A 20,313-nucleotide genomic window follows, 5' to 3' on the forward strand; every position below is an offset into this window, starting at 1 on the left:
CGCACCTCCTACCCACTCACGATAACTCACGATGCGAGTGAACAGGAGGTGCTCGTCGAGGTCAGACCTTCTGCTCCTCCGGAGCGGACTCCCGCTCCGCCTCCAGCTTGCGGAGCAGCTTCTCGCCCTCGATGTCGACGTCCGGCAGCACCTTCCCGAGCCACTTCGGGAGATACCAGGCGGCCTTGCCGAGCAGGGTCATCACCGCCGGCACCAGGGTCATCCGGACCAGGAAGGCGTCGGCCAGCACACCGATGCCGAGTGAGAAGCCGATCGAGGCGATGATCGCGTCGGGCGCCAGGATGAACCCGGCGAACACACTGGTCATGATGATCGCCGCAGCCACCACCACCTGCGCGCCGGCCGTGAACCCGCCCACCACAGCAGTTTTCGGATCCGCGCCGTGGGCATAGGCCTCGCGCATGCCGGACACCATGAACACCTGGTAGTCCATCGCCAGCCCGAACAGCACGCCGATCAGGATGATCGGCAGGAAAGAGATGATCGGCGAGGGTGTGTCGACGCCGAAGATCGCGCTCAGCCAGCCCCACTGGTAGACGGCCACCACGGCGCCGAAGCTGACGCCGACGGACAGCAGGAACCCGAGGGCCGCCTTCACCGGGACCACGATCGAGCGGAACACCAGCAGCAGCAGGATCAGGGCCAGCCCGACCACCAGGATCAGGTAGACCGGCAACGCGTCGGCCAGCTTCTCCGAGACGTCGATCGCCACGGCGGTCTGACCGGTGACGGCCACGGTGGCACCGGCCCCGGCGGCCCAGGTCGCGGTGTCGGCCCGCAGGTCGTGCACCAGATCCTCGGTGGCGATGTCGGACGGTCCGGTCTTCGGGATCACCTGCAGGAAACCGAGTGTGCCGTCCTGGCTGACCGCACCGGGCAGCACCATCGGGCCGGCGGGCAGCGCGCTGATCCGGCCGGCCAGCTCGGTCATGTCGGCCTGCAGTTCCGCCGGCTGCGCCTCGACGGTGACGATCAGCGGCCCGTTGAAGCCCGGTCCGAACGACTCGGAGATCAGGTCGTAGGCCTTGCGGGCGGTGGAGTCGGGAGCCTTGGAGCCGTCGTCCGGCAGCGCCAGGTGCAGCTTGGTGGTCGGGATCGCGATCACGCCCATCAGCGCGATCACCCCGACGACCACCAGGGCGGGCCGCTTCGTCACGCCGCGGATCCAGCGGCCGGCGCGGTGGGTGTGGTCGATCGCACCGACGTGCTCGCCGCGGGCACGGATCTCGGCAGCGGCCTCGCGGTCCCGCTTGCGTAGCACCCGGTCACCGGCCAGCGACAGCAGCGCCGGCACCAGGGTGATCGCGATGAGCACGGCGACGGCGACGGTGGCCGCCGCGCCCAGGCCCATCACGGTCAGGAACGGGATGCCGACCACGCTGAGCGCCGCCAGCGCGATGAGGACGGTGAGGCCGGCGAAGACGACCGCGGACCCGGCGGTACCCACCGCGCGGGCGATGGACTCCTGCCCCGGCAGGCCGGCCTTGAGCTGCGCGCGGTGACGGGAGACGATGAACAGCGCGTAGTCGATGCCCACGGCCAGGCCCAGCATCAGGGCGAGGATCGGCGCGGTGCTGGACATCTCGACCGTGCCGGACACCCAGAGGATGCCGGCCATGCCGACGCCGACGCCGATCAGCGCGGTCAGCATGGTCATGCCGGCGGCGACGACGGAACCGAAGGTGATCAGCAGGACGACCAGCGCGATGACCACACCGATGCCCTCGGTGGACCCGATGGACGGGGCCTGCGGGACGGCGCCACCGCCCAACTCGATCTCCAGACCGCCGGTGCGGTGGTCGTCGGCGATCTGCGCGATGGAATCCTGTGTCGTCTCAGGGATCTCGGTGATCTGCCCGGTGAAGGTGATCGACGACAGTGCCACCTTCCCGTCCGGGGAGACCGCCTGCGTGGTGATCGGATCGGTGATGTTGACGACGCCGGGCAGCTTCCCGACCTCGGTCACCACATCCTGGATGGCCGCCTGCTGCGCGGCGACGGTGCCGTCCTCGACGGCGAACACGATGCGACCAGAGGCCCCACCGGCGCCGGGGATCTTCTCCGCCAGCTGGTCGAGCGCCTTCTGCGCCTCGGTGCCGGGGATGGAGAAGGAGTTGGTGAAGGTGCCGGAGAACGCCGCGGCGCCGCCGCCGAGGCCCAGCAGGATCACCAGCCAGCCGGCGATCACCGCCCAGCGGCGGCGGGCCGCGAACGCCCCGAGTCGGTGCAGGAGGGTAGCCATGGAGATGCCTTCCGGTGCGGGTGTTGTCGGCCGTGCTGGGGTGAACTGGCGATGCTGGGCTGTGCGTGCGGGGCGGTGCTGGGCAGGGGCGGGGCTCAGCGGGTGAGGGCGTCCGGATCGAGTAGCGAGAAGGCCTGGGTCAGCCGCTGGGACAGGCCGTCCGTGCCACCCGGACGGCCGTCCAGCACCCACGAGTCACCGGCCACCCTGGCCAGCGCGCAGGCGGTGACCGCGAACGCCCGCGGGCGGATGTCGCCGGGCCGCGCATCGACCAGTGCGACGACGGCCTCGGTGATCCGCTCGATGATCGCGGCGTCGACCGCCACCTCCGCGGCCTGCAGATCCGGCTCGGACTGGACCAGTTCGACGAAACCGTCGAAGCCGGTCCCGAAACTCTCGGTGAGCCGGGCGAGACCGAGGACGAGCAGGTCCCGCATCGCGGTGCCGGGCGGCGCCGCGGCGACCACGTCGAGCACGTCGCTGAGCAGGCCGTCACCGAACCCGACCACGCACTCGGCCTTGCCGGGGAAGTAGTTCGAGAACGTGCGACGCGAGACCCCGGCCGCCTCCGCGATGTCAGCGACGGTGACCACCTGGTAGCCCCGCTCGATGCAGAGCCCCACCGCTGCCTCGGTGAGCGCGCGCCGGGTGTCGGCCTTCTTGCGCTCGCGCAATCCACTGGTGGTCACGACGAGGACACTACCCGCTGAATTTGCCCATTGTGCAAGTTTGCCTGGTGAGCAACTTCACCGGGCGTGGGCGGCCGATGCCAGGTACCTTGCCGATCCGACTCGATCCGGTGCACGGCTGTGGTGCTGAGGTGCTGAGGCCAGTGCTTCTCACGCGGGAACGGGAGCCGCCGGCACCTGTCGAGGTCGGCACTTTCTCAGATCTGGTGCTTTCAGCCACGTCGAACGTGGCTGCTGGCAACGGATGTGGTGGATCGCCCCCCCGACCACGGCGGAGGCATTCCCTCGGTGGCGCGGATCCCTGGCCCGCCACGCTCACTGGGCGGCTCACCCTGACGGAGGTGGGCGGAGCTTCTGGCCGACCATGAGCCGGCACCCGCACCCGGCGACCGATCAGCAGGTGCTGGTCGGTGCCTCCCCGGCGAGGATCTGCTGGAAGTAGCTCGCCACGTCGCCCGAGGCGGTGAGCGCGACGGTGCCGTGGTCGTCGTCGGGGTAGAGCTTGAAGTCGACGGGACGTCCAGCGGCGCACTGGGTCCCGACGAACTTCTCGGTGGCGGACGGCACCACCAGGGTGTCCTTCCCGCCCTGGGCGACGAACAGCGGCAGGTCGGCCGGGGTGGCCGCCGGGGTGTTCTCCTGCAGCAGGGTGGCCCACGGTTCGACGGTCTCCGGATCCGCGCGCAGGTACTTGCCGATCAACGGCCGGGCGTAGTTGTGCAGCTCGGCGTTCTGCCCGAGCAGGCACAGCTGCGACATCGGAGCTGTCGCCGCGACCCCCTCCGGGGTGAGGATCTGGTCGAGTGACATGCCGGGATAGCGGGCACCGTAGGCACTCTGGAAGCCGGAGAAGGCGTAGGAACCGATCGTGACACCGGAGATGTCGTCGATGTCGGCCTTGAGCAGCGCCCCCAGGTCCGCGGCGGGAGCAGCGACGGCGACGGCCTTCACGTCCATCTCCGGCGCGTACTCAGCGGCGAGCTGGCCGGCGAACAGCGCTGCCTGACCGCCCTGCGAGTGCCCCCAGAACACGGTGGTGCTGCCGCTGCCGACCTCCGGCAGGGATCGCGCGGCCCGCACCGAGTCCAGCACGCTGTGCCCCTCGGACGCCCCGATCAGGTAGGAGCTGGGGCCCTCGACGCCGAGGCCCGGGTAGTCCGCCGCGGCGATGGCGTACCCGGCGTTCAGCAGCGGACCGATCGCTTCGATCGACAGGAACGGGGTCATGCCGTTCGACGGCGCGCAGCGGGCGACCGCACCGGTGGTCGGATGTGCCCAGCCGACCACCACCCGACCGCCGGCCGGGGCCGGGGTGTCCGGGGTGACGACGACGCCGGAGGTCAGGATGTCCCGGCCGAAGGCGTCGGTGGAGTGGTAGAGGACGCGCCAGCCGATGGACCCCTCCGGAGCGCTGTTCAGCCGTTCGGTCCGGACCACGGTGCCCGGGGCGGCGGAGGTCAACGGCGACGGCGGCACGTAGAACGACGCGTCGCCGATCGACTCGATCTCGCCGGCCGCGAGCTCGTCCTCGACACTGCGCGGGATGATCGCCAGCACCACGCCGACGGCCACCGCGACCACCAGCAGTGCGATCCCGAGGATCCGGAGCAGCAGCGGACGACCGTGCCGTTCGCCCGGATCGTCCGCTTCCACGCCAGTGATCATGACAGCGTGCCGGACGATCCGGCCAGGTGGGCCGCGCGCCTTCTTGTGCAGATGTCCGACATCTGCATACGATCGCCGACATGACCGGACCCCTGACCGCGCCCGTGCGCCGGCAACCGCTCGTCGCCCAGGTGGCCGAGCAGTTCCGCGAGCAGATCCGGACCGGCGTCTGGGCGCTGGGCGAGCGGATCCCCGGCGAGCATGCGCTGGCCACCGAACTCGGCGTCAGCCGCGGCACCGTCCGGGAGGCACTGCGCGCACTGACCCTGGCCGGCCTGCTGGACCCGCGGGTCGGGGACGGCACCTACGTGTCCGGGACCTCCGATCTCGCGGCGACCCTGCGTCGGGAGACCGACGGGGCCGGCGACCTTGCTCATGCCATCGACCTGCGGGCCGTGCTCGACGGGGCCGCCGCCCGGCGTGCGGCGGCGCAGGCCACCGCCCCGCAGCTCGATCACATCGACCGTCTGCTGGCGGATCGGCGGACCGCGCACGACAGCGGCGACCCGGCCGCCTTCACCGCGGCCGACACCGCCTTCCACCGGGCGATCGCAATGGCCTCCGGTAACCCTCTGCTCGCCCGGATCTACGACGCCGTCGGCGATCTCGTGTCCGACAGCATCCGGCGGACCACCGAACTGCCGGAGGACCCGGCACTGCACGAGCTGCACCGCTCGTTGGCCGCCGCCGTGCGCGCCGGGGATCCGGACGCCGCCGAGCGGGCCGCCACCGCACTGCTGCAGGACGTGTCCTTCCTCGATGCCGCCCGCCGGGAGCAGTCATGACGACGGTGCTGACCGCCCTGCCGACGGCCCGGCTGCTGCAGGTGCGCCTGGGTGGCATCGCGATCCTGGGCAGCTCCGGTATCCGGACCGGGATCGACAAGCAGGAGGTTGCCGGATCGATCCGGATCGGGCCCCACGGCCTGGACGGTGACCTGCACGCCGAGACCTTCCACGGCGGCGCCGAGAAGGCGATCCTGCAGTACGACCCGGCGCACTACGACCGCTGGCGGGAGGAGTTCCCGGAGAACAGCGAACGGTTCGTCCCCGGCGCCTTCGGCGAGAACTTCGTCGCCCACGGTTTCAGCGAGACCACGCTCTGCATCGGCGATGTCGTGCGGGCCGGCACGGCGCTGCTGCAGGTGTCCGAGTCCCGCCAGCCGTGTTTCAAGCTCAACCACCGGATGGGTCACCCGGACATCTCCCGGCGCTCCCAGGCCACCGGACGGACCGGATGGATGTACCGGGTGCTGCAGCCGGGCGAGGTCGCCGAGGGCGATCTGCTCGAGGTGATCGACCGACCGCTGCCCGACTGGCCGATCTCCCGCGTCCAGCGCTACCTCTACGACGAGATCGACAACCTCGCCGCCGCAGCGCAACTCGCCGAGCTGGAGCTGCTGTCCCCGGGGTTCCGCACGCTGTTCCGCAACCGGCTGGAGAACTCCGAGATCGAGGACTGGGAGTCGCGGCTGTCCAACGGCTCGCTGCCGACCGGGACCGTCCGGTGGTGGGAGGCGGATGTCGCCGAGATCGTCGAGGAGACAGCGACGGTCCGCAGCTTCCGGCTCACCGCCGTCGACGGCGCGGAGTGGCCGGCGTACGAGGCCGGTGCGCACGTCGACATCAAGGTCGACAACGCGCTGACCCGCAGCTATTCGCTCTGTACCCTGCCCGCGGCCGACGGTTATCGGATCGCGGTCGCGCTGGCAACGGACGGGCGTGGCGGCTCCCGGCACCTGCACGGCGGCGTCCAAATCGGCGACCGGATCACCGTCAGCGCGCCGCGCAACCATTTCCCGCTCGCCGCCGGCCCCGGCCCGCACGTGATGGTGGCCGGTGGCATCGGGATCACCCCGTTCCTGTCGATGATCGAGCAGCTCGAGGCGGACGGAACCGACTGGAACCTGCACTACCTGTGCCGCTCCGCCGATGCTGCCGCCTTCCACCCCGCCCTGTCTCGGGCCTACGGCACACGGGTCCGGCTGCACGTCACCGACGGAGATCCGTTGCGGCGCATCGATCTCGCCGCGCTGGTGGCCGATCTGCCGGCTTCGGCCCATCTCTACTGCTGCGGGCCGACCACGCTGATGGCCGCCCTGCGTGAAGCTGCCGCCGACCGGCCGGACGGGACGGTGCACCTGGAGTCGTTCGCCGGGCCGGCCGCGCCCGGCGTCGCCGACTGCGCGCCGTTCACCGCCCGGATCGCCTCCACCGGCGAGACCCTCGACATCCCGGCCGATTCCACGTTGCTCGCCGAGCTGCGGACGGCCGGGATCCCGGTGGAGTCGTCATGCGAGACCGGCACCTGCGGCACCTGCAGGGTGGGCGTGCTGGCCGGCGACGTCGAGCACCGCGACCTGGTGCTGTCGCCGCGGGAACGCAAGCTGTGCATGGCCGCCTGCGTCTCCCGTGCGACAGGGACGGTCCTGCTCGATCTCTGAGCGGGCGCCCGGCGTTCGGCTCGACGCTGATCTGAGCCCTTCACCCGCTGCTTTCGCGGTGGAAGGGCGCGGATCGGGGGGCGTGGGGAGTGTCCCGGTACAGCCCCGCTCGTCACTGCCCGGTGGTTCCGGTGGACTCCACCCCCTGCACGATGAAGCGCTGCAGGCCGAGGAACACCAGCATCATCGGCAGGATCGAGAACACCGCCGCCATGAACAGCTCGTGCAGGTTCACCGTCTGCGCGGTGAGGAACGTCGAGAGCGCGATCTGGACCGTCCACGAGCTGGAGTCCTGCGCGATCACCAACGGCCAGAGGAACGCGTTCCAGCTGCCGATGAAGGTGATGGTGGCGACCGCGGCGACGAAGGCCTTCGAATTGGGCACGACGATCCGGAAGAACACACCGGGATAGCCGAGACCGTCGACGCGGCCGGCCTCCTCGAGCTCCCGCGGGAAGTTGAGGAAGTACTGCCGGAAGAGGAACACCACCAGGGCCTGGAACAACCCGGGCACGATGATGCCCTGCAGCGAACTCACCCAGCCCAGCGTCGACACCATCACGAACGTCGGGACAAAGGTCACCGCGGCCGGGATCATCAGCGTCCCGACGATCATGCCGAGCACGACATTCGCGTGCCGGTAGGGGATCCGGGCCAGGCCGTAGCCGGCCAGCGCACCGATGAGCACGGCGCCGGAGGTCTCCAGCACCGAGATCACCACGGAGTTCAGCAGGCTGCGCAGCATGGGCACCGCGGGGTCGGCGAACAGCTCGCCGATGTTGTCCCACTGGATGTCATCCGGGAAGAAGGTCCACTGCGGCGAGGTGATGTCGGCGTTGGTGGACAACGCGTTCCGGATCAGCAGGTAGAACGGCAGCAGGAACAGCAACGCGCCGAGGCCGAGCGCGACGTGCCGGAGCACCGACCCGACGCGTTCGGTGCCGGACCGGACGGTGGTCACGCCCGGTCCTCCTTGCGCCCGAAGCCGAGCAGCCGGCCCTGCAGGACGGTGAAAAGCGCAATGACCAGCGCCAGGATCACCGCGCCGGCGCTGCCGTGGCCGAAGTCCTGCTGGTTGCCGAGGGCCGTGTAGTACAGGTAGACCAGCGGCGGCCGGGCGTACGGCGGATAACCGCCGCCACCGGACGCGCCGGCGTTGGCGAGCAGGTTGTAGAACTCGTCGAAGGCCTGGAAGGCGTTGATCAGCAACAGCAGCAGCACCGCGACCGAGGTGGTGCGCAGCTGCGGGAAGGTGATGTACCGGAAGACCTGCCATCCCGGTTTCGCGCCGTCCACCGCGGCCGCCTCGTAGAGCACCGTCGGGATCCGCTGCAGCCCGGCCAGGAACAGGATCATGTAGAAGCCGAGCTGCAGCCAGAGTCGCAGCGTGACGATCACCAGCCAGTACCAGGGTGGCTGGGTCACCGACAGCCAGGCCACGGAGTCCAGGCCCAGTGCCCGCAGCACCGAGTTGGCCAGCCCGAACCGCACGCCGGAGAAGATCGACAGCTTCCAGATCATCGCCGCGACCACGTAGCTGCAGGCCACCGGCAGGAAGAACACCGATCGGAAAAACGCCTTCGCGAACCTGGCGCGATGCACCAGCAGTGCCAGTCCCAGCGACCCGACGAAGGTGAGCGGCACGATGAAGGCGGCGAACACCACGAACGTGCCCAGGCTCGACAGGAACGCCGGATCGCTGAGCATGTCGCCGTAGTTGTCCAGGCCGACGAACAGCGACGGGGTGACGGTGTTCCGGGCCTCGAAGAAGCTGAGGTAGATGCTCCACAGGATCGGCACCAGCACGAAGATCATCAGGCCGATCACGAACGGCCCGACGAACACCCAGAACCAGAGGTTGCGGTTCTGTTCCCCCAGCAGCCGGTGGCGCAGCGGGGCCCGCGCCATTACTTGGTGACGCGCTCGAGCTCGGCCTCCACCGTCTTCTGCACGGCCGCCAGCTCGGAGACCGGGTCGGCGCCGTCCTTGATGATCCGGCTGACCGCGTCGGACAGGGCGGTGCCGGACGCCGGCGTCCAGAGCAGCGGCGTCTGCGCCTTGCCGTTGTTCTGCAGGATCGTGACGGCGTCGGCGGCCGGCCCGCTCTTCAGGCTTTCCGCCTGGTCGGCCAGGCTCTTGCGCGCCGGGACGTGGAAGCCGTAACTCTGCGCGAAATCCAGCTGGTCCTCGGTGTTGTCGACCCAGAGCCACTTGACGTAGGCCTTGGCCGCCTCCGGGTCCTTCGCCTTGGCCGACACCGCCGATCCGTACGCGCCGATCGGGACGGACGGTGCACCCACCGTCGCGCTGAACGCCGGCCAGGGCAGCACGCCGAAGTCGTCGCCCAGGTCCTTCTGCAGCTGCGGGAAGGTCCACAGGCCGGTCCACTGCATGGCGGTCAGGCCCTGGGTGATGGCCGACGGGTCCGACCAGTCGGTGGGCGCGCCGAGCAGCAGCGAGTCGCTGGTGAACAGCTCGTGCAGCTTGCCGAAGGCGACCGCGACGTTCGGGTCGGCGAAGCCGAAGGTGTTGTCCTCCGTGAGGTAGTCGGCGCCGACCGACCACAGCGTCGGTCCGGCCATCACGCCGACGCCGCCGTCGTTGCCGAGGAACAGTCCCTTCACGTCCGCGGTGGTCAGTGCCTTCGCCGCGGCGGCCAGGCCGTCGAAGGAGGTCGGCGGCTCGATGCCGGCGTCGTCCAACATGCTCTTCCGGTACACCAGCAACTGCATGTCGATGACCTGCGGGACGCCGTAGAGCTTGCCGTCGTAGGTCATCCGATCGACCAGCGACTGCGTGAAGTCGTCGTCGGCGTCGCCGAGGATGTCGCCGAGTTCAACCACCTGCCCGCTCTGGATCATGTCGATGCTCGGGCCGTTGCCCCACTCGAAGACGTCCGGCCCGCCGTCGGTGAGCAGGGATGCCTGCGTCTTCTTCTCGTAGTCGCCGGGGATCCAGGTGACCGAGACCTTCGCGTCGGTGTACGCGGCGGCGTACTTCTCCACCGCCTGCTGGGTGCCCGTCTCGCCGTACGCGTGGTACCACTGGGCGATCTCCCCGCCCCCGCCCCCGCCCGGAGCGGCGCTGCTGCCTGCTGATCCTGCCGGTGAGGATGCGCCCGAGGACGCCGCCGGAGCCGTGCTGCTGCCCTCGCGCCCGGTGTTGGATCCGCAGGCCGCCGCGAACCCGGCTGCGGCGAGAGTGCCGGTGAGGCCGAGGAACCGGCGACGATCGAACCGGCGCTGCGATGAAATGTCCGACATGTCCGCAATCTCCCCATCTGAGAACCCTGTGACGGGCCGGGATCCGGTCCGGGATACAGGTTCCCACCGAGGGGAAGATTTCACACCGCGAAACACCTCGGGTTTCCGGTGGTGCGGCGCGGGTGGGACTCGGCGGGCATCGGGGCTCGGGGCGGGCGGGCTCAGTCGGCGAGAGGGCGGTGGTCGGGACGGGCCCACACCAGCACCAGGACAGCACCGAGCAGGGCGATGTCGACCAGGGCCAGCAGGCCGGCGCCGGTGGCCGCGCGGACGACCGCGAAGACGATCCCGATCAGCGCCACCAGCAGCAGCGGGGCCGCGCTGATCCGCCAGGCGAGGGCGGCGATGGCACCGATCGCCGCCGTCATCAGCAGCAGGGTGCCCCAGGCGGTCACGTCCGGCGTGCCCTCGGTGCGCTCCAGCCCGACGAACAGCCCGACCACCCCGGCGACGAGGTAACCGCAGGTCACGACCACCGCGGCGAGGGCGCGGGCGGGCAGCGACCGGGTGGCGGCGCGCAGCGGCAGACCAGGGACGGCGAACGAGATGCTGGTCATCTGCTGCTCCTGTCGGATCTCCAAGGGTGCTGCTCCGACGCCGCCCGGACTTCTCCGGTTCCACGCCGACGATCAGGAACCTCGGGATCTCGCGGAAATACCGGGCCCGGATGTCGAGAACGGGATCGGCGGCTGCGACACAGGGTGTCCATCCCGCTGACCACCACCCGGAGGCCGCCATGAGCACCACGTCCGTCCCCACCACCGCCACCGCCGACGAGACCGCGATCCGTGGGCTGATCGAGGCACGCAATGCCGCCGTGCACGCCGGCGACGCCGACGCGGTGATCGCCAACCTCACCCCCGACGCCATCACCATGACCCTCGCCCCGCCGCTGCGGAACCTGCCGGAGCGCTCGCACGACGCGGACGCGCTGCGCGCCTGGATGGGGACCTTCAACGGACCGGTCACCCTGGAGACCACCGACCTGGTGGTGCACGTCGGCGGTGACGTCGCCTTCGCCCACGGGCTCACCCGGATGACCGCGACGCCGCAGGGATCGGACGAGTCGTTCTCGTTCTGGTACCGCTCGACTGTCGGTCTGGTCCGGACCGGGGGAGAGTGGAAGGTGGCACACGAGCACGAGTCCACCCCGTTCCTGATGGACGGCAGCTTCCTGGCCGCCACGGACCTGCAGCCCTGAGCACCGGTCCTCGAGCAGCACCGGAAACGGCACCACAGCACTGCACCGCACCAACTCACCGAGGAGAAGGGAACGGAAACATGTTGCTGCAGGACAAGATCGCGATCGTCTACGGAGCCGGCGCCGTCGGCCGGGCCATTGCCCGCCGGTACGTGCGGGAAGGTGCGACGGTGCACCTGGTCAACCGGTCACAGCCCGGCCTGGACAAGGCCGTCGCGGAGATCACCGCCGACGGCGGCACGGTGAGCACCGCCGAGCTGGACGCGACCGATGAGGCGGCCGTCGCGGCGTACGTCGACGAGGTCGTCGCGCAGCACGGCCGGCTCGACATCTCCTTCAACGTCATCGGTGTCGACGACGTGCAGGGCACACCGCTGGCCGAGATGCCGATCGCGGACATCATGAAGCCGATCGAGAAGGCGGTGCGGACGCAGCTGGTCACGTCCCAGCCGGCGATCAAGCAGATGCGCACGCAGCACTCGGGCGTGATCCTGAACTTCGGCGGGATCGGCGAGCCGGTCAAGGACTACTCGATCGGCGGGTTCCAGGTCGCGCTCGCCGCGACCGACGCCTTGCGCCGCCAGCTCGCCACCGAGCTCGGCGTCGACGGGATCCGCGTCAATACGGTGCAGACCAGCGGGGTGGTGCAGTCGGTGGTCGAGGGTTACGGCGACTCACCGGAAGGGCAGGAGATCCGGAAGATGTTGATCGACTCGACGGTGTTGAAACACGAGACCTCCTACGAGGATGTCGGTGATGCCGCCACTCTCGCCGCCTCCGACCTCACCCGCACCATGACCGGCGCCGCGCTCAACATGACCTGCGGCAGCACCCTCGACTGGCGCTGACCCCCCGCCTTCGCGTCCTGCCCCCACCCCCGACCCCCGCCCGCGCGAGGATCAACTTCGTCGACGCGTGTGAAGTTGCCGCGGATGGGACCAGAGTGACAGGGGTCAACCACTTCGTGCGCGCAGGACGTTTGCGCCGAGAACCCGCGTGGGTCCGTGGTGGTGACCGCGACCGCCTCCACTGACCCGGACGGGCTCGTCCGACGTGGCCAAGGGGCGTCAGGCGGGGGACCAATCGGCGGAGCGGCCGGTGGCGCCGAGGAGGCGGTGCAGCACCGGGGCATCGTCCGCGACCGGAAGTGCCGGGCCGAACACCCCGTCGGCGTTGGCGGCGAAACCGAGGCAGGCATGGGCGTCCTCGTCCCGCACATCCGGGGCCTGACCGGTGGACACCGCGAGATCCCAACCGTGCACCACGATCTCGTCCAACGCGACAACACCCATGATCCGCGACGGCAGGGTGACGCCACCGGCCTCGCACTCCCCGTCCCAGGCCGCCGGGTCGTCCCAGGCGCCGGCCAGTTCGCCCAGCTGCCGGGGGAGGCGCTCGCGCCAGTCGTCCGGGAGTCCGTCCAACTGCACGTCCGGCGCCTTCTTGACGGCGGCGGCGGTGAACGCGCCGGTCAGCTCGACCGCATGCTGCAGGACGTCCCGCACCGTCCAGTCACCGCACGGCGTCGGCGCGTCGAGCTGGTCGTCGGAGATGGCGGGCAGCAGGCCGGCGAGCCGATCGGCGGCCGGTCGCAGATCTGGTGAAGGCATGTGGCCCAACCTGCCACCGCACCGCCGACCCCGCCACCGCTCACCTCATCCCCGGCACTGACCCCCGACCCCCCGACCCGCGATGATCAACTTCGTCGACGCGTCTGAAGTTGGCGCGAATGGGACCGGAGGGACAAGGGTCAACCACTTCGTACGCGGAGCCCGGCGCGGACGGATCGTGCTCGCCGACGCCGACGCCGACGCCGACGCCCTCGCCGACGCCGACAGCGGAGCTCGCGGCCGCGACCAACCCCCGAGCAGCGGGCCGGGGTCACACCCTGAGCGCGCCGGACACTGCGCCGCCCATGGCATCAGCGACCCGACCCGCCGCACAGGATCCGCCGATCGTGCGCTGTACTGACCCGGGGACGACAAGAACACTGGTCCCGACGGCGACAACGCGGGACGGGAGGCGGCGGCGTGGCCTACACGGTCCTGGTCGTGAGCGTGGTGATGGCGCTGTCGCCGCTGGTCGCGGCACTGCTGCGACGGGCCGTCGCGGTCCCGCTGGTGGTCATCGAGATCCTGCTGGGCATGCTGGTCGGCCCGACGGTGCTGAACTGGATCGTCGTCGACGGACTGCTGGACGCCGTCGCCGAGTTCGGCCTGGCGATGTTGTTCTTCATGGCCGGGATGGAGATCGACTTCCGGCTGATCCGCGGACGGCCGATCCGCCGCTCCGCGGTCGGCTGGCTCCTCTCGCTGGCCGGCGGGATCGTGGCGGGCGTGCTGCTGGCGTCGACCACGACCGCCGGGATCTTCATCGGGGTCGCCCTGTGCAGCACCGCGCTCGGCACGCTGCTGCCGATCCTGATCGACACCAAGGCCATGCGGACGCCGTTCGGCACGGCGGTGACAGCAGTGGGCGCGGTCGGCGAATTCGGCCCGCTGTTGGCGATCTCGATCTTCCTGTCGAGTCGGGAGCCGCAGAACTCGGCGATCGTGCTGATCGCGTTCGTGGTGGTCGCCTTCGGCGCGATCTTCCTCGCCGCCCGCGGCAAGCACCGCTCCCTGCACGGCCTGATCGCGGCCACCCTGCACACCAGCGGGCAGTTCGCCGTCCGGTTGGTGGTGCTGGTGATCGCGGCGCTGGTGACGCTCAGCGTCCTGCTCGGCCTCGACATGTTGCTCGGCGCGTTCGCCGCCGGTGTGCTGGTGCAGTACCTGCTGGCCAGCGCACCTCCTGTGGACGCGAAGCTGGTCCGCTCGAAGCTCGACGGTGTGGCCTTCGGCGTGTTCGTGCCGATCTTCTTCATCACCACCGGCGTCGGCTTCGACCTGCGCGGCCTGCTGGCCGACACGTCTTCGCTGGTGCTCGTGCCGGTGTTCCTGGTGCTGCTGCTGGTGGTCCGCGGGCTGCCCGGCCTGCTGTCCGCACCGCCGGGATCGACCGGCGCGGACAAACGGGCATTGGTACTGATGACCGCCACCGGGTTGCCGATCATCGTCGCGGTGACCGCGATCGGGCAGGACGACGGCGCCCTGGCCGCCGGCACGGCGACCGCGCTGATAGGGGCCGGGATGTTGTCGGTCCTGCTCTTCCCGTTGCTCGCCTCGACCGTCCGCCGGACCCCGACCGACGCCCAGGCCTCTGCCGACCACTGACCGGCCGCCTGCCTCAGATCTGTAGGAACGTCTCTCCCTCCAGCACCCGCTCCACCGCCGGCTCATGCGGCGGCCGGTCCAGCAGCACCGAGGCGGTGAAGTCAGCAGCGATCCCGTCGAACACCGCATGGTGCCGCAGCATCGAATGCGATCCACCCTCGACCATAATCACCGCGACATCCGCTGTGCGGGAGAGGTTCCGGGCGACCGCAGCGGCGCGGTCCGGGTCGGCGATGCGGTCCGCGCTGCCGTGCACGACGAGCACCTTCCGCCCGGGAGCCGACGCCGAGTCCTCCGGGTAGACCCACGGGGCCAGCGCGACCACCGACCGGACCCCGGGGGCGCCCGCCGACAGCAGCGCGGCCCGACCGCCGAGCGAATGTCCGACGAGCCCGATCGGCAGGTTCCCGAACCGCTCCCGGATGCGGTCCATCGCCCAACGGGCGTCGTCGGCGGGGGTGTGCCGGGTGTCCCAGCCACGGGTCGAGTTGAGGAGCCGGAAGACGGCGAGTCGGCCGGCGCCGGCCCGCCGGATCCGGCCGGCGATCGGGATCATCCGCAGCACCGAGAGCTGGGTCGGGCTGACCATCATCCGGTCGCGCCGGGCACCGCCACCGTGCAACACCAGCACCGCCGCCGAGGGGTCCTTCGGGACGAACGTGTCCAGCAGCTTCGCGCTCACCGTGGGGTCGTGCCCGAGTGCGCGGTGGTCGATTCACGATGTGACCAGGCCGGATGCACCCGGGACCGAGAAACTTTGCTCATCACAGGCTCAGCGGGTGTGACTCCGGAGCGGTCCGGGAAACACACGACTGCGGTCCTCGCCGACCCGGGGTGGCGGGGCCGAAGGCCCTGCCGGTTCACCACAGCAGCCGGCAGGGCCGAACCCTGCCCAGGGCTTGGCTCCCCACCCCGAGCCTGCTGCGCGGCGCCCTGGCAGACCGTTCGCGTCGTTGGGCTCGTCGGAAGGACATCCAGTACTGCGACTCCTCGCCCGCCTTGCGAACGGCCTACCAGGACGTCGCTCGCGACGGCACAGGGTGGAGAGACAAGCCCTAGAATCAGTCTTGACTGCGAATGGTCACCTCCCCGGGTGCTGACCATTCGCAGTCACTCGTTGTGGGCCGGTCAGCCGGCGAGTGCCTGGCAGGCATCCAGGCCGGCGATCTCCGACTTGATGTCGGCGGAGGCCTGCAGGGTCGCGAGGTCGCGCAGCGGCCCGTCCTTCAGCGTCTCCTGCAGCGCCGCGATGCCGCTGCCGTCGCCCTGCCGCAGCTGCTCGCCGGTGTCGACGAGCTGCGTACCGAGGTCGGTCATGGTGCTGATCGCCGAGCTCGCGAACTCCGGACCACCGGCGAACGTCGGCGGCGCCATGCCCACCAGCTGACCCACCGAACGGCCGAGAGCCGTTCCGATGGCTGTGATCTGGTCCGCCGCGGCGGCCGGTTCGGAGGAGTCACCGAGGATGCTCGAGACGTCGGTGAGCGGCGCGAGCCCGCTGCAGTATGCGGTGAACCAGGCCTTCGACGGGCCGTCGAGAGTGGTCGCCGTCGTCTCCTCCGATGCTGACGTCTCACCGGCTGTCGGTTCAGAAACCTCGGTGGTCGCCGAAGCCGTCACCGTGTCGGTGACCGTCGCCGTGACGGTGCTGGCGGGCGCCGTCGCCGACGTCTCCGGAGCGGACACCGTGACAGAGGCACTCGGCGAACCGACCGAGGCCGAGGTCGTGGTCTGCGGAGCCGTCGACGTGGCGGTCTGCTCGGTGGTGGTGCCGCAGCCGACCAGGACGGCGGCCAGCAGGACGGCCGGGACGATACCGGTTCGGATGCGCAGCGCCATCAGGTCCTCCAGAGGTTGGTGATCGTTCCTGGTGTTCCCCTGACGCGCGGGTTCGGCACGCGTTGCGTCGGGCAGTTCTCCCGACGGTCTCGGCAACTGTGCTCTACCGAAGATGGTGGTCCCGGGGACTGCGCTCCGGTTCGGCGGGTTGTGCCCAGCCCGCGATGGTGGTGGTGCCGTGATCTGTGCCTTTGGGCCGCGGTTTCCGCGGTGGAACGGCGCCGATCGGCCAGCGACGGTCTGACGGGCGGCACGCTCGACAACGGCAATAGCCTCGAGTGCGACGTTCGGTCGGGAACGGCTGTGCCTTGGCAGGAATCGGCCGCGCCCCGGTCGGCGGGGCTCGTCGACCCGATCGGCTGACACCGCCCGGTGGGAGCAAGGCTCGCACGTCCCGGGCTTTCGACCCCGGCCCGTGCGGGAGTCACGACACCGGGGTGGCAGCCCTGACCTGCGCGTCCGTACGGCGGAAGCGGATTTGAACCGGGCCCGCCGGTTGGGCTAGAGTCGTCAGTCGCGGCGCCTGACAGACCCAGGTCTGATCGGCGCCGTGAGTAGTGTTGCGGGCCTGTAGCTCAGGCGGTTAGAGCGCTTCCCTGATAAGGAAGAGGTCGGAGGTTCAAGTCCTCCCAGGCCCACGGTAGGTCTTCGCCCCGTGCGGAGTCCGCGCCACAATGGGATGGCTCCTGCTGCCCGCCCAGGGCGATCGGAGCCGACGGACTCCGACTGCGAAGGACTTGCCCCTATGAAGAAGCTGCTGCTGCTCGCCGGCCTTGCCGGTGGCGCGTTCGTTCTCGTCAAGCGCCGTCGCGACCAGGCAGCCGCCGAGGCCGCCCTCTGGGACGAGGCCACCGGCGCCGCTCCCAAGTCCTGATCCACCGTCCCGACCTGTTGTCAGCAGGCCGGGACGTCCGGGGACGTAGCTCAATTGGCAGAGCACCGCCTTTGCAAGGCGGGGGTTAGGGGTTCGATTCCCCTCGTCTCCACAGCTGGTTTTCGCAGGTCAGAGGTCCTTCTCGCGATCTTGGCATGATCATGAATTTTGCCCGTGCCCACAACTGCCAGAGTCCGCGCGTGACTCACGCTGGTCGCACCGGCAACGTTCCGATCGCACCGCGATGGCGACGTCGAACCTGTGCGCGGTGATCGCCGGGGTGGTGGTGCGAACGTGGCCGAGCCGCCGAGGGTGGCCGAGAAGGTCGGCCAGCAGCCGGATGCCGAGGACCCGGACCGACAAGATCATCGCTCCGAGCGAAGTCACCGGGTGCGTCGCACGACCCGGGGACGGGCACCGGTGACCCATGGATCTGCGACCAGGTGGATGCCCGTTGTGAGTGACCGCCGTGCGTCCACAGGACGCGAAGGCCGGATGAGGCTCGCTCATGCCCGGAGACCCGGCTCCTCACGCTCGCTCGCCATCGACCGGTTCCGACACCGGTGCTTCCTGCGGCCCATGCATGGATGAACGACGCTCCGGAGCGGGCGCACTGGTCCCTTTGCAGGCCTTGAGGGACAAGTGGCAGGCAGCCGGGACGGACCGGATCATCCCGGCATTCGATCCCGACGGGCCGGGCACCGCCGCCAGGCTCCTGGTGCTGTTGGAACGACCTGCGCCGGGGACGGTGGCCGCTGGTTCGGACGGGGTCAGCAGCGAGGACAACGACACCGCCAGCTCGGTGATGTTCCGCTCAGCTCGCGTTGCGTCGGGACTGGGTCGTGGTGACTACCTGAGATGGAACGTCATTCCCTGGTCCGGGCCGGCCCCGACCCGGGTGTCCGCGGCAGACCTCGACGAAGCGCGCAGCGCCCTGCACGATCTGCTCTGCGCGCTCCCCGAGTTGGGCGCGATCGTCGCGCTCGGTACCACTGCCCTGGACGGCCTGATGCGGTACTACACCCTGCACGACGACCCCAGAATCCTGCCCGTACTGGGGGCCCCGCACCCGTCGCCCGCCAACGGGCGACATCGGCACGAGCAGCACGCCCGTATCGCGAACGCACTACGCCGGGCGACCGTCGTCGCACAGCGATGAGTGCCACAGCTATCGGTCGCCGAGGTCGTTCGACTCGTGAACCCTGCTCATGAAGGCGACCCAGATCGGCCAGGGGATCGTGCCTGCTGCGGTTCTGAGGATCACCGTCTCAGAGGCACCTGGCGTGAATGGGCCATCATCAGGCGTTGCGTCCGGGATGACAATGCATGCGCACGCCTCAGATCCGATCTCGCTGAGTTCGTGATGCCAGGCGCCTTCGTCCAACATGTAGCCGGACACGTACATGAAGCGACGCCCGTCGTACTCCCACATCGCCATGGGGTGAGCATGCCCGACGTCACCGAGGCGTGTGCGTCGATTGCCTTCGTGAACGGGGACGTTGATGGCCGGCCGGAGGCGGCCCGGTCCGACCTACTTCAGGTCGTCGGGACGGTGCCGCCGTCGATGACGTACTCGGCACCCATGATCGCCGACGCCCGGTCCGACACCAGGAATCCGACAAGATCCGCGATCTCGTCCGTCCGGGCGAACTGGCCGAGCGGAACCCCGCCGAGCCAGTCGAGGATGTCCTGCTTGGCCTCGTCACGGGTGAGGCCTTTGCCGTCGGCCACCCGGTCGACGAACCCTTCGTAGCCTTCGGTCTGGATCCCGCCCGGGCTGACAGCGTTCACCCGGACCCCACGCGGTCCGACCTCGTTCGCGAGACCCTTGCTGTACGTGCGCAGAGCCGCCTTCGCCGCTGCGTACGGCAGGGTCGCCTCGTACAGGGGCATCTCGTGCTGGATCGAGGTGACGTGGACGACGACACCGGATCCGGATCCGACCATGGCCGGCAGCAGCGCCCGATCCAGGCGCACCGCACCGAGGAAGTTGAGGTTCACCTCCGTGAGCCACTGCTGGTCGGTGACCACGGCAAACCCCCCAGGGGGCGTCGACGAGCCACCGACGTTGTGCACCAGGATGCCCACGCCCCCGGAGTCGGTCATCCTGCGAGCGACGAGATCGGTGCCCTCGCTGGTCGAGGTGTCCGCCGCGATGAACCGGTCGGGGAACTCATAGCCCTCCGGCATCGATCGTGCCGTGACGTACACGTCTGCGCCGAGCTCACGCAGCCGAGCGGCGATCGCCTTGCCGGCGCCTTTCGACCCACCGGTGACGAGGGCGCGGCGACCGTCCAGCCGATCGCGATCCGTGGTTGACATCTTTTTCTCTCCCTCGGTCTCAGGACGTGGCGCTCTGCCGGACCCGTGGCGGCGGAGCAGAGGATGGCGACGGTCGCAGGTGAGCTTCAGGCGAGGTCGATCGACAGGTCGGTGACCAGGTCGCCGGTGATGGCGAGGTCGAACGCGAAGTTCATCGGTGCAGCGATGGACGTCGCCACGGCCGAGGCGACCAATCGGTTGTTCTCGTACGAGGTCGGTGAGAGCACCACCTGGGGGTCGATCAGGTGACTGCCGATCCAGGAACGGATCTCGGTCGCTGTCGTCAAGGTGTGTCCGTCGTCGCTGACGACGGCACCGTCGGCGAAGACGGCCAGGAGCCCGTCGGTGTCATGAGCATTGGTGGCGGCCACGAAGTCCGCGACGGCCTTGGGCAGGGCGATGTCACTCATTGTTCTTCTCTTCTCTGTCTTCTCGTGATCTGCGGACGAGCACGCCACTGATTCTCGCTGTCCGGCAATTGATGTGGAGGCCGACGTCAACAGGTATCTGCTCGGCCTGATGGCCGGCATGTCCTCGAC

20 protein-coding genes and 2 tRNA genes are annotated in these 20,313 nt (G+C 69.8%); 9 read left to right on the forward strand and 13 right to left on the reverse strand.

Annotated elements, in window-relative coordinates:
- Positions 1-61: 61 nt before the first annotated feature.
- The 3 genes from GIS00_RS13950 to GIS00_RS13960 all read right to left on the reverse strand — a co-directional run bounded on the left by GIS00_RS13950 (position 62) and on the right by GIS00_RS13960 (position 4,605).
- Complete coding sequence (locus tag GIS00_RS13950) at positions 62-2,263, reverse strand: MMPL family transporter (protein ID WP_154769018.1); 2,202 nt, start codon at positions 2,261-2,263, stop codon at positions 62-64.
- Between the two features lie 95 nt (positions 2,264-2,358).
- Positions 2,359-2,952: a TetR family transcriptional regulator gene (locus GIS00_RS13955; protein WP_196073276.1), complete on the reverse strand. Its 594-nt coding sequence runs from the start codon at positions 2,950-2,952 to the stop codon at positions 2,359-2,361.
- Positions 2,953-3,345: 393 nt separating this feature from the next.
- Complete coding sequence (locus GIS00_RS13960; RefSeq protein WP_322097949.1) at positions 3,346-4,605, reverse strand: lipase family protein; 1,260 nt, start codon at positions 4,603-4,605, stop codon at positions 3,346-3,348.
- Positions 4,606-4,697: 92 nt separating this feature from the next.
- Here GIS00_RS13960 and GIS00_RS13965 point away from each other — a divergent pair, with 92 nt between their 5' ends.
- Positions 4,698-5,402, forward strand: coding sequence for a FadR/GntR family transcriptional regulator (locus GIS00_RS13965; RefSeq protein WP_154769020.1), 705 nt, complete (start codon positions 4,698-4,700; stop codon positions 5,400-5,402).
- Positions 5,399-7,060 (forward strand): MOSC domain-containing protein, encoded by a 1,662-nt coding sequence (locus tag GIS00_RS13970; protein ID WP_154769021.1) that lies wholly within the window; start codon positions 5,399-5,401, stop codon positions 7,058-7,060. The genes GIS00_RS13965 and GIS00_RS13970 overlap by 4 nt, the downstream gene beginning before the upstream one ends.
- 112 nt (positions 7,061-7,172) lie before the next feature.
- Here the strand turns inward: GIS00_RS13970 and GIS00_RS13975 are convergent, their stop codons facing one another.
- The 4 genes from GIS00_RS13975 to GIS00_RS13990 all read right to left on the reverse strand — a co-directional run bounded on the left by GIS00_RS13975 (position 7,173) and on the right by GIS00_RS13990 (position 10,880).
- Positions 7,173-8,021 carry a carbohydrate ABC transporter permease gene (locus tag GIS00_RS13975; RefSeq protein WP_322097950.1) on the reverse strand — a complete coding sequence of 283 codons (849 nt, stop codon included), beginning with the start codon at positions 8,019-8,021 and terminating at the stop codon, positions 7,173-7,175.
- Positions 8,018-8,968 (reverse strand): carbohydrate ABC transporter permease, encoded by a 951-nt coding sequence (locus tag GIS00_RS13980; RefSeq protein WP_154769022.1) that lies wholly within the window; start codon positions 8,966-8,968, stop codon positions 8,018-8,020. Before GIS00_RS13980 ends, GIS00_RS13975 begins: the two co-directional genes overlap by 4 nt.
- Entirely contained in the window at positions 8,968-10,323 is a 1,356-nt protein-coding gene (locus GIS00_RS13985; RefSeq protein WP_154769023.1) for an ABC transporter substrate-binding protein, read from the reverse strand. Before GIS00_RS13985 ends, GIS00_RS13980 begins: the two co-directional genes overlap by 1 nt.
- A gap of 161 nt (positions 10,324-10,484) precedes the next feature.
- Entirely contained in the window at positions 10,485-10,880 is a 396-nt protein-coding gene (locus GIS00_RS13990; RefSeq protein ID WP_154769024.1) for a hypothetical protein, read from the reverse strand.
- Between the two features lie 179 nt (positions 10,881-11,059).
- Between GIS00_RS13990 and GIS00_RS13995 the strand changes: the two genes are divergently transcribed.
- Both GIS00_RS13995 and GIS00_RS14000 read left to right on the forward strand, forming a co-directional pair.
- The gene (locus GIS00_RS13995; RefSeq protein WP_154769025.1) at positions 11,060-11,524 is read left to right on the forward strand and encodes a YybH family protein; all 465 of its coding nucleotides are present in this window, start codon (positions 11,060-11,062) and stop codon (positions 11,522-11,524) included.
- A gap of 80 nt (positions 11,525-11,604) precedes the next feature.
- On the forward strand, positions 11,605-12,372 hold the full coding sequence (locus GIS00_RS14000) for an SDR family NAD(P)-dependent oxidoreductase (RefSeq protein ID WP_154769026.1): 768 nt from the start codon (positions 11,605-11,607) through the stop codon (positions 12,370-12,372).
- Positions 12,373-12,591: 219 nt separating this feature from the next.
- Here the strand turns inward: GIS00_RS14000 and GIS00_RS14005 are convergent, their stop codons facing one another.
- Entirely contained in the window at positions 12,592-13,134 is a 543-nt protein-coding gene (locus GIS00_RS14005; RefSeq protein WP_154769027.1) for a TIGR03086 family metal-binding protein, read from the reverse strand.
- A 420-nt stretch (positions 13,135-13,554) separates the two neighbouring features.
- On the opposite strand from GIS00_RS14005, the gene GIS00_RS14010 reads away from it, so the two are divergent.
- Entirely contained in the window at positions 13,555-14,739 is a 1,185-nt protein-coding gene (locus GIS00_RS14010; protein WP_322097951.1) for a cation:proton antiporter, read from the forward strand.
- Positions 14,740-14,752: 13 nt separating this feature from the next.
- Here GIS00_RS14010 and GIS00_RS28990 read toward each other — a convergent pair whose 3' ends face one another.
- Both GIS00_RS28990 and GIS00_RS14020 read right to left on the reverse strand, forming a co-directional pair.
- Positions 14,753-15,421 (reverse strand): alpha/beta hydrolase, encoded by a 669-nt coding sequence (locus GIS00_RS28990; RefSeq protein WP_322097952.1) that lies wholly within the window; start codon positions 15,419-15,421, stop codon positions 14,753-14,755.
- A 446-nt stretch (positions 15,422-15,867) separates the two neighbouring features.
- Positions 15,868-16,578: a hypothetical protein gene (locus GIS00_RS14020; protein WP_154769028.1), complete on the reverse strand. Its 711-nt coding sequence runs from the start codon at positions 16,576-16,578 to the stop codon at positions 15,868-15,870.
- Positions 16,579-17,142: 564 nt separating this feature from the next.
- Here GIS00_RS14020 and GIS00_RS14025 point away from each other — a divergent pair.
- The 4 genes from GIS00_RS14025 (at position 17,143) to GIS00_RS14035 (ending at position 18,611) form a co-directional block, all read left to right on the forward strand.
- A tRNA-Ile gene (locus tag GIS00_RS14025) sits at positions 17,143-17,216 on the forward strand.
- 107 nt (positions 17,217-17,323) lie between these two features.
- A complete protein-coding gene (locus GIS00_RS27655) occupies positions 17,324-17,452 on the forward strand; it encodes a DLW-39 family protein (RefSeq protein WP_230313543.1) in 129 nt (42 codons plus the stop codon).
- A 39-nt stretch (positions 17,453-17,491) separates the two neighbouring features.
- Positions 17,492-17,564 (forward strand) — tRNA-Ala (locus tag GIS00_RS14030).
- Between the two features lie 519 nt (positions 17,565-18,083).
- Positions 18,084-18,611 (forward strand): uracil-DNA glycosylase family protein, encoded by a 528-nt coding sequence (locus GIS00_RS14035; RefSeq protein WP_230313544.1) that lies wholly within the window; start codon positions 18,084-18,086, stop codon positions 18,609-18,611.
- A 9-nt stretch (positions 18,612-18,620) separates the two neighbouring features.
- On the opposite strand, the gene GIS00_RS14040 is transcribed toward GIS00_RS14035, so the two are convergent.
- The 3 genes from GIS00_RS14040 to GIS00_RS14050 all read right to left on the reverse strand — a co-directional run bounded on the left by GIS00_RS14040 (position 18,621) and on the right by GIS00_RS14050 (position 20,184).
- Positions 18,621-18,890: a hypothetical protein gene (locus GIS00_RS14040; RefSeq protein WP_154769030.1), complete on the reverse strand. Its 270-nt coding sequence runs from the start codon at positions 18,888-18,890 to the stop codon at positions 18,621-18,623.
- A 98-nt stretch (positions 18,891-18,988) separates the two neighbouring features.
- Complete coding sequence (locus GIS00_RS14045; protein WP_154769031.1) at positions 18,989-19,774, reverse strand: SDR family oxidoreductase; 786 nt, start codon at positions 19,772-19,774, stop codon at positions 18,989-18,991.
- Between the two features lie 86 nt (positions 19,775-19,860).
- The gene (locus GIS00_RS14050) at positions 19,861-20,184 is read right to left on the reverse strand and encodes a nuclear transport factor 2 family protein (protein WP_154769032.1); all 324 of its coding nucleotides are present in this window, start codon (positions 20,182-20,184) and stop codon (positions 19,861-19,863) included.
- Positions 20,185-20,313: the final 129 nt, after the last annotated feature.

It is taken from the genome of Nakamurella alba (assembly GCF_009707545.1).
Taxonomy (GTDB): Bacteria; Actinomycetota; Actinomycetes; order Mycobacteriales; family Nakamurellaceae; genus Nakamurella; species Nakamurella alba.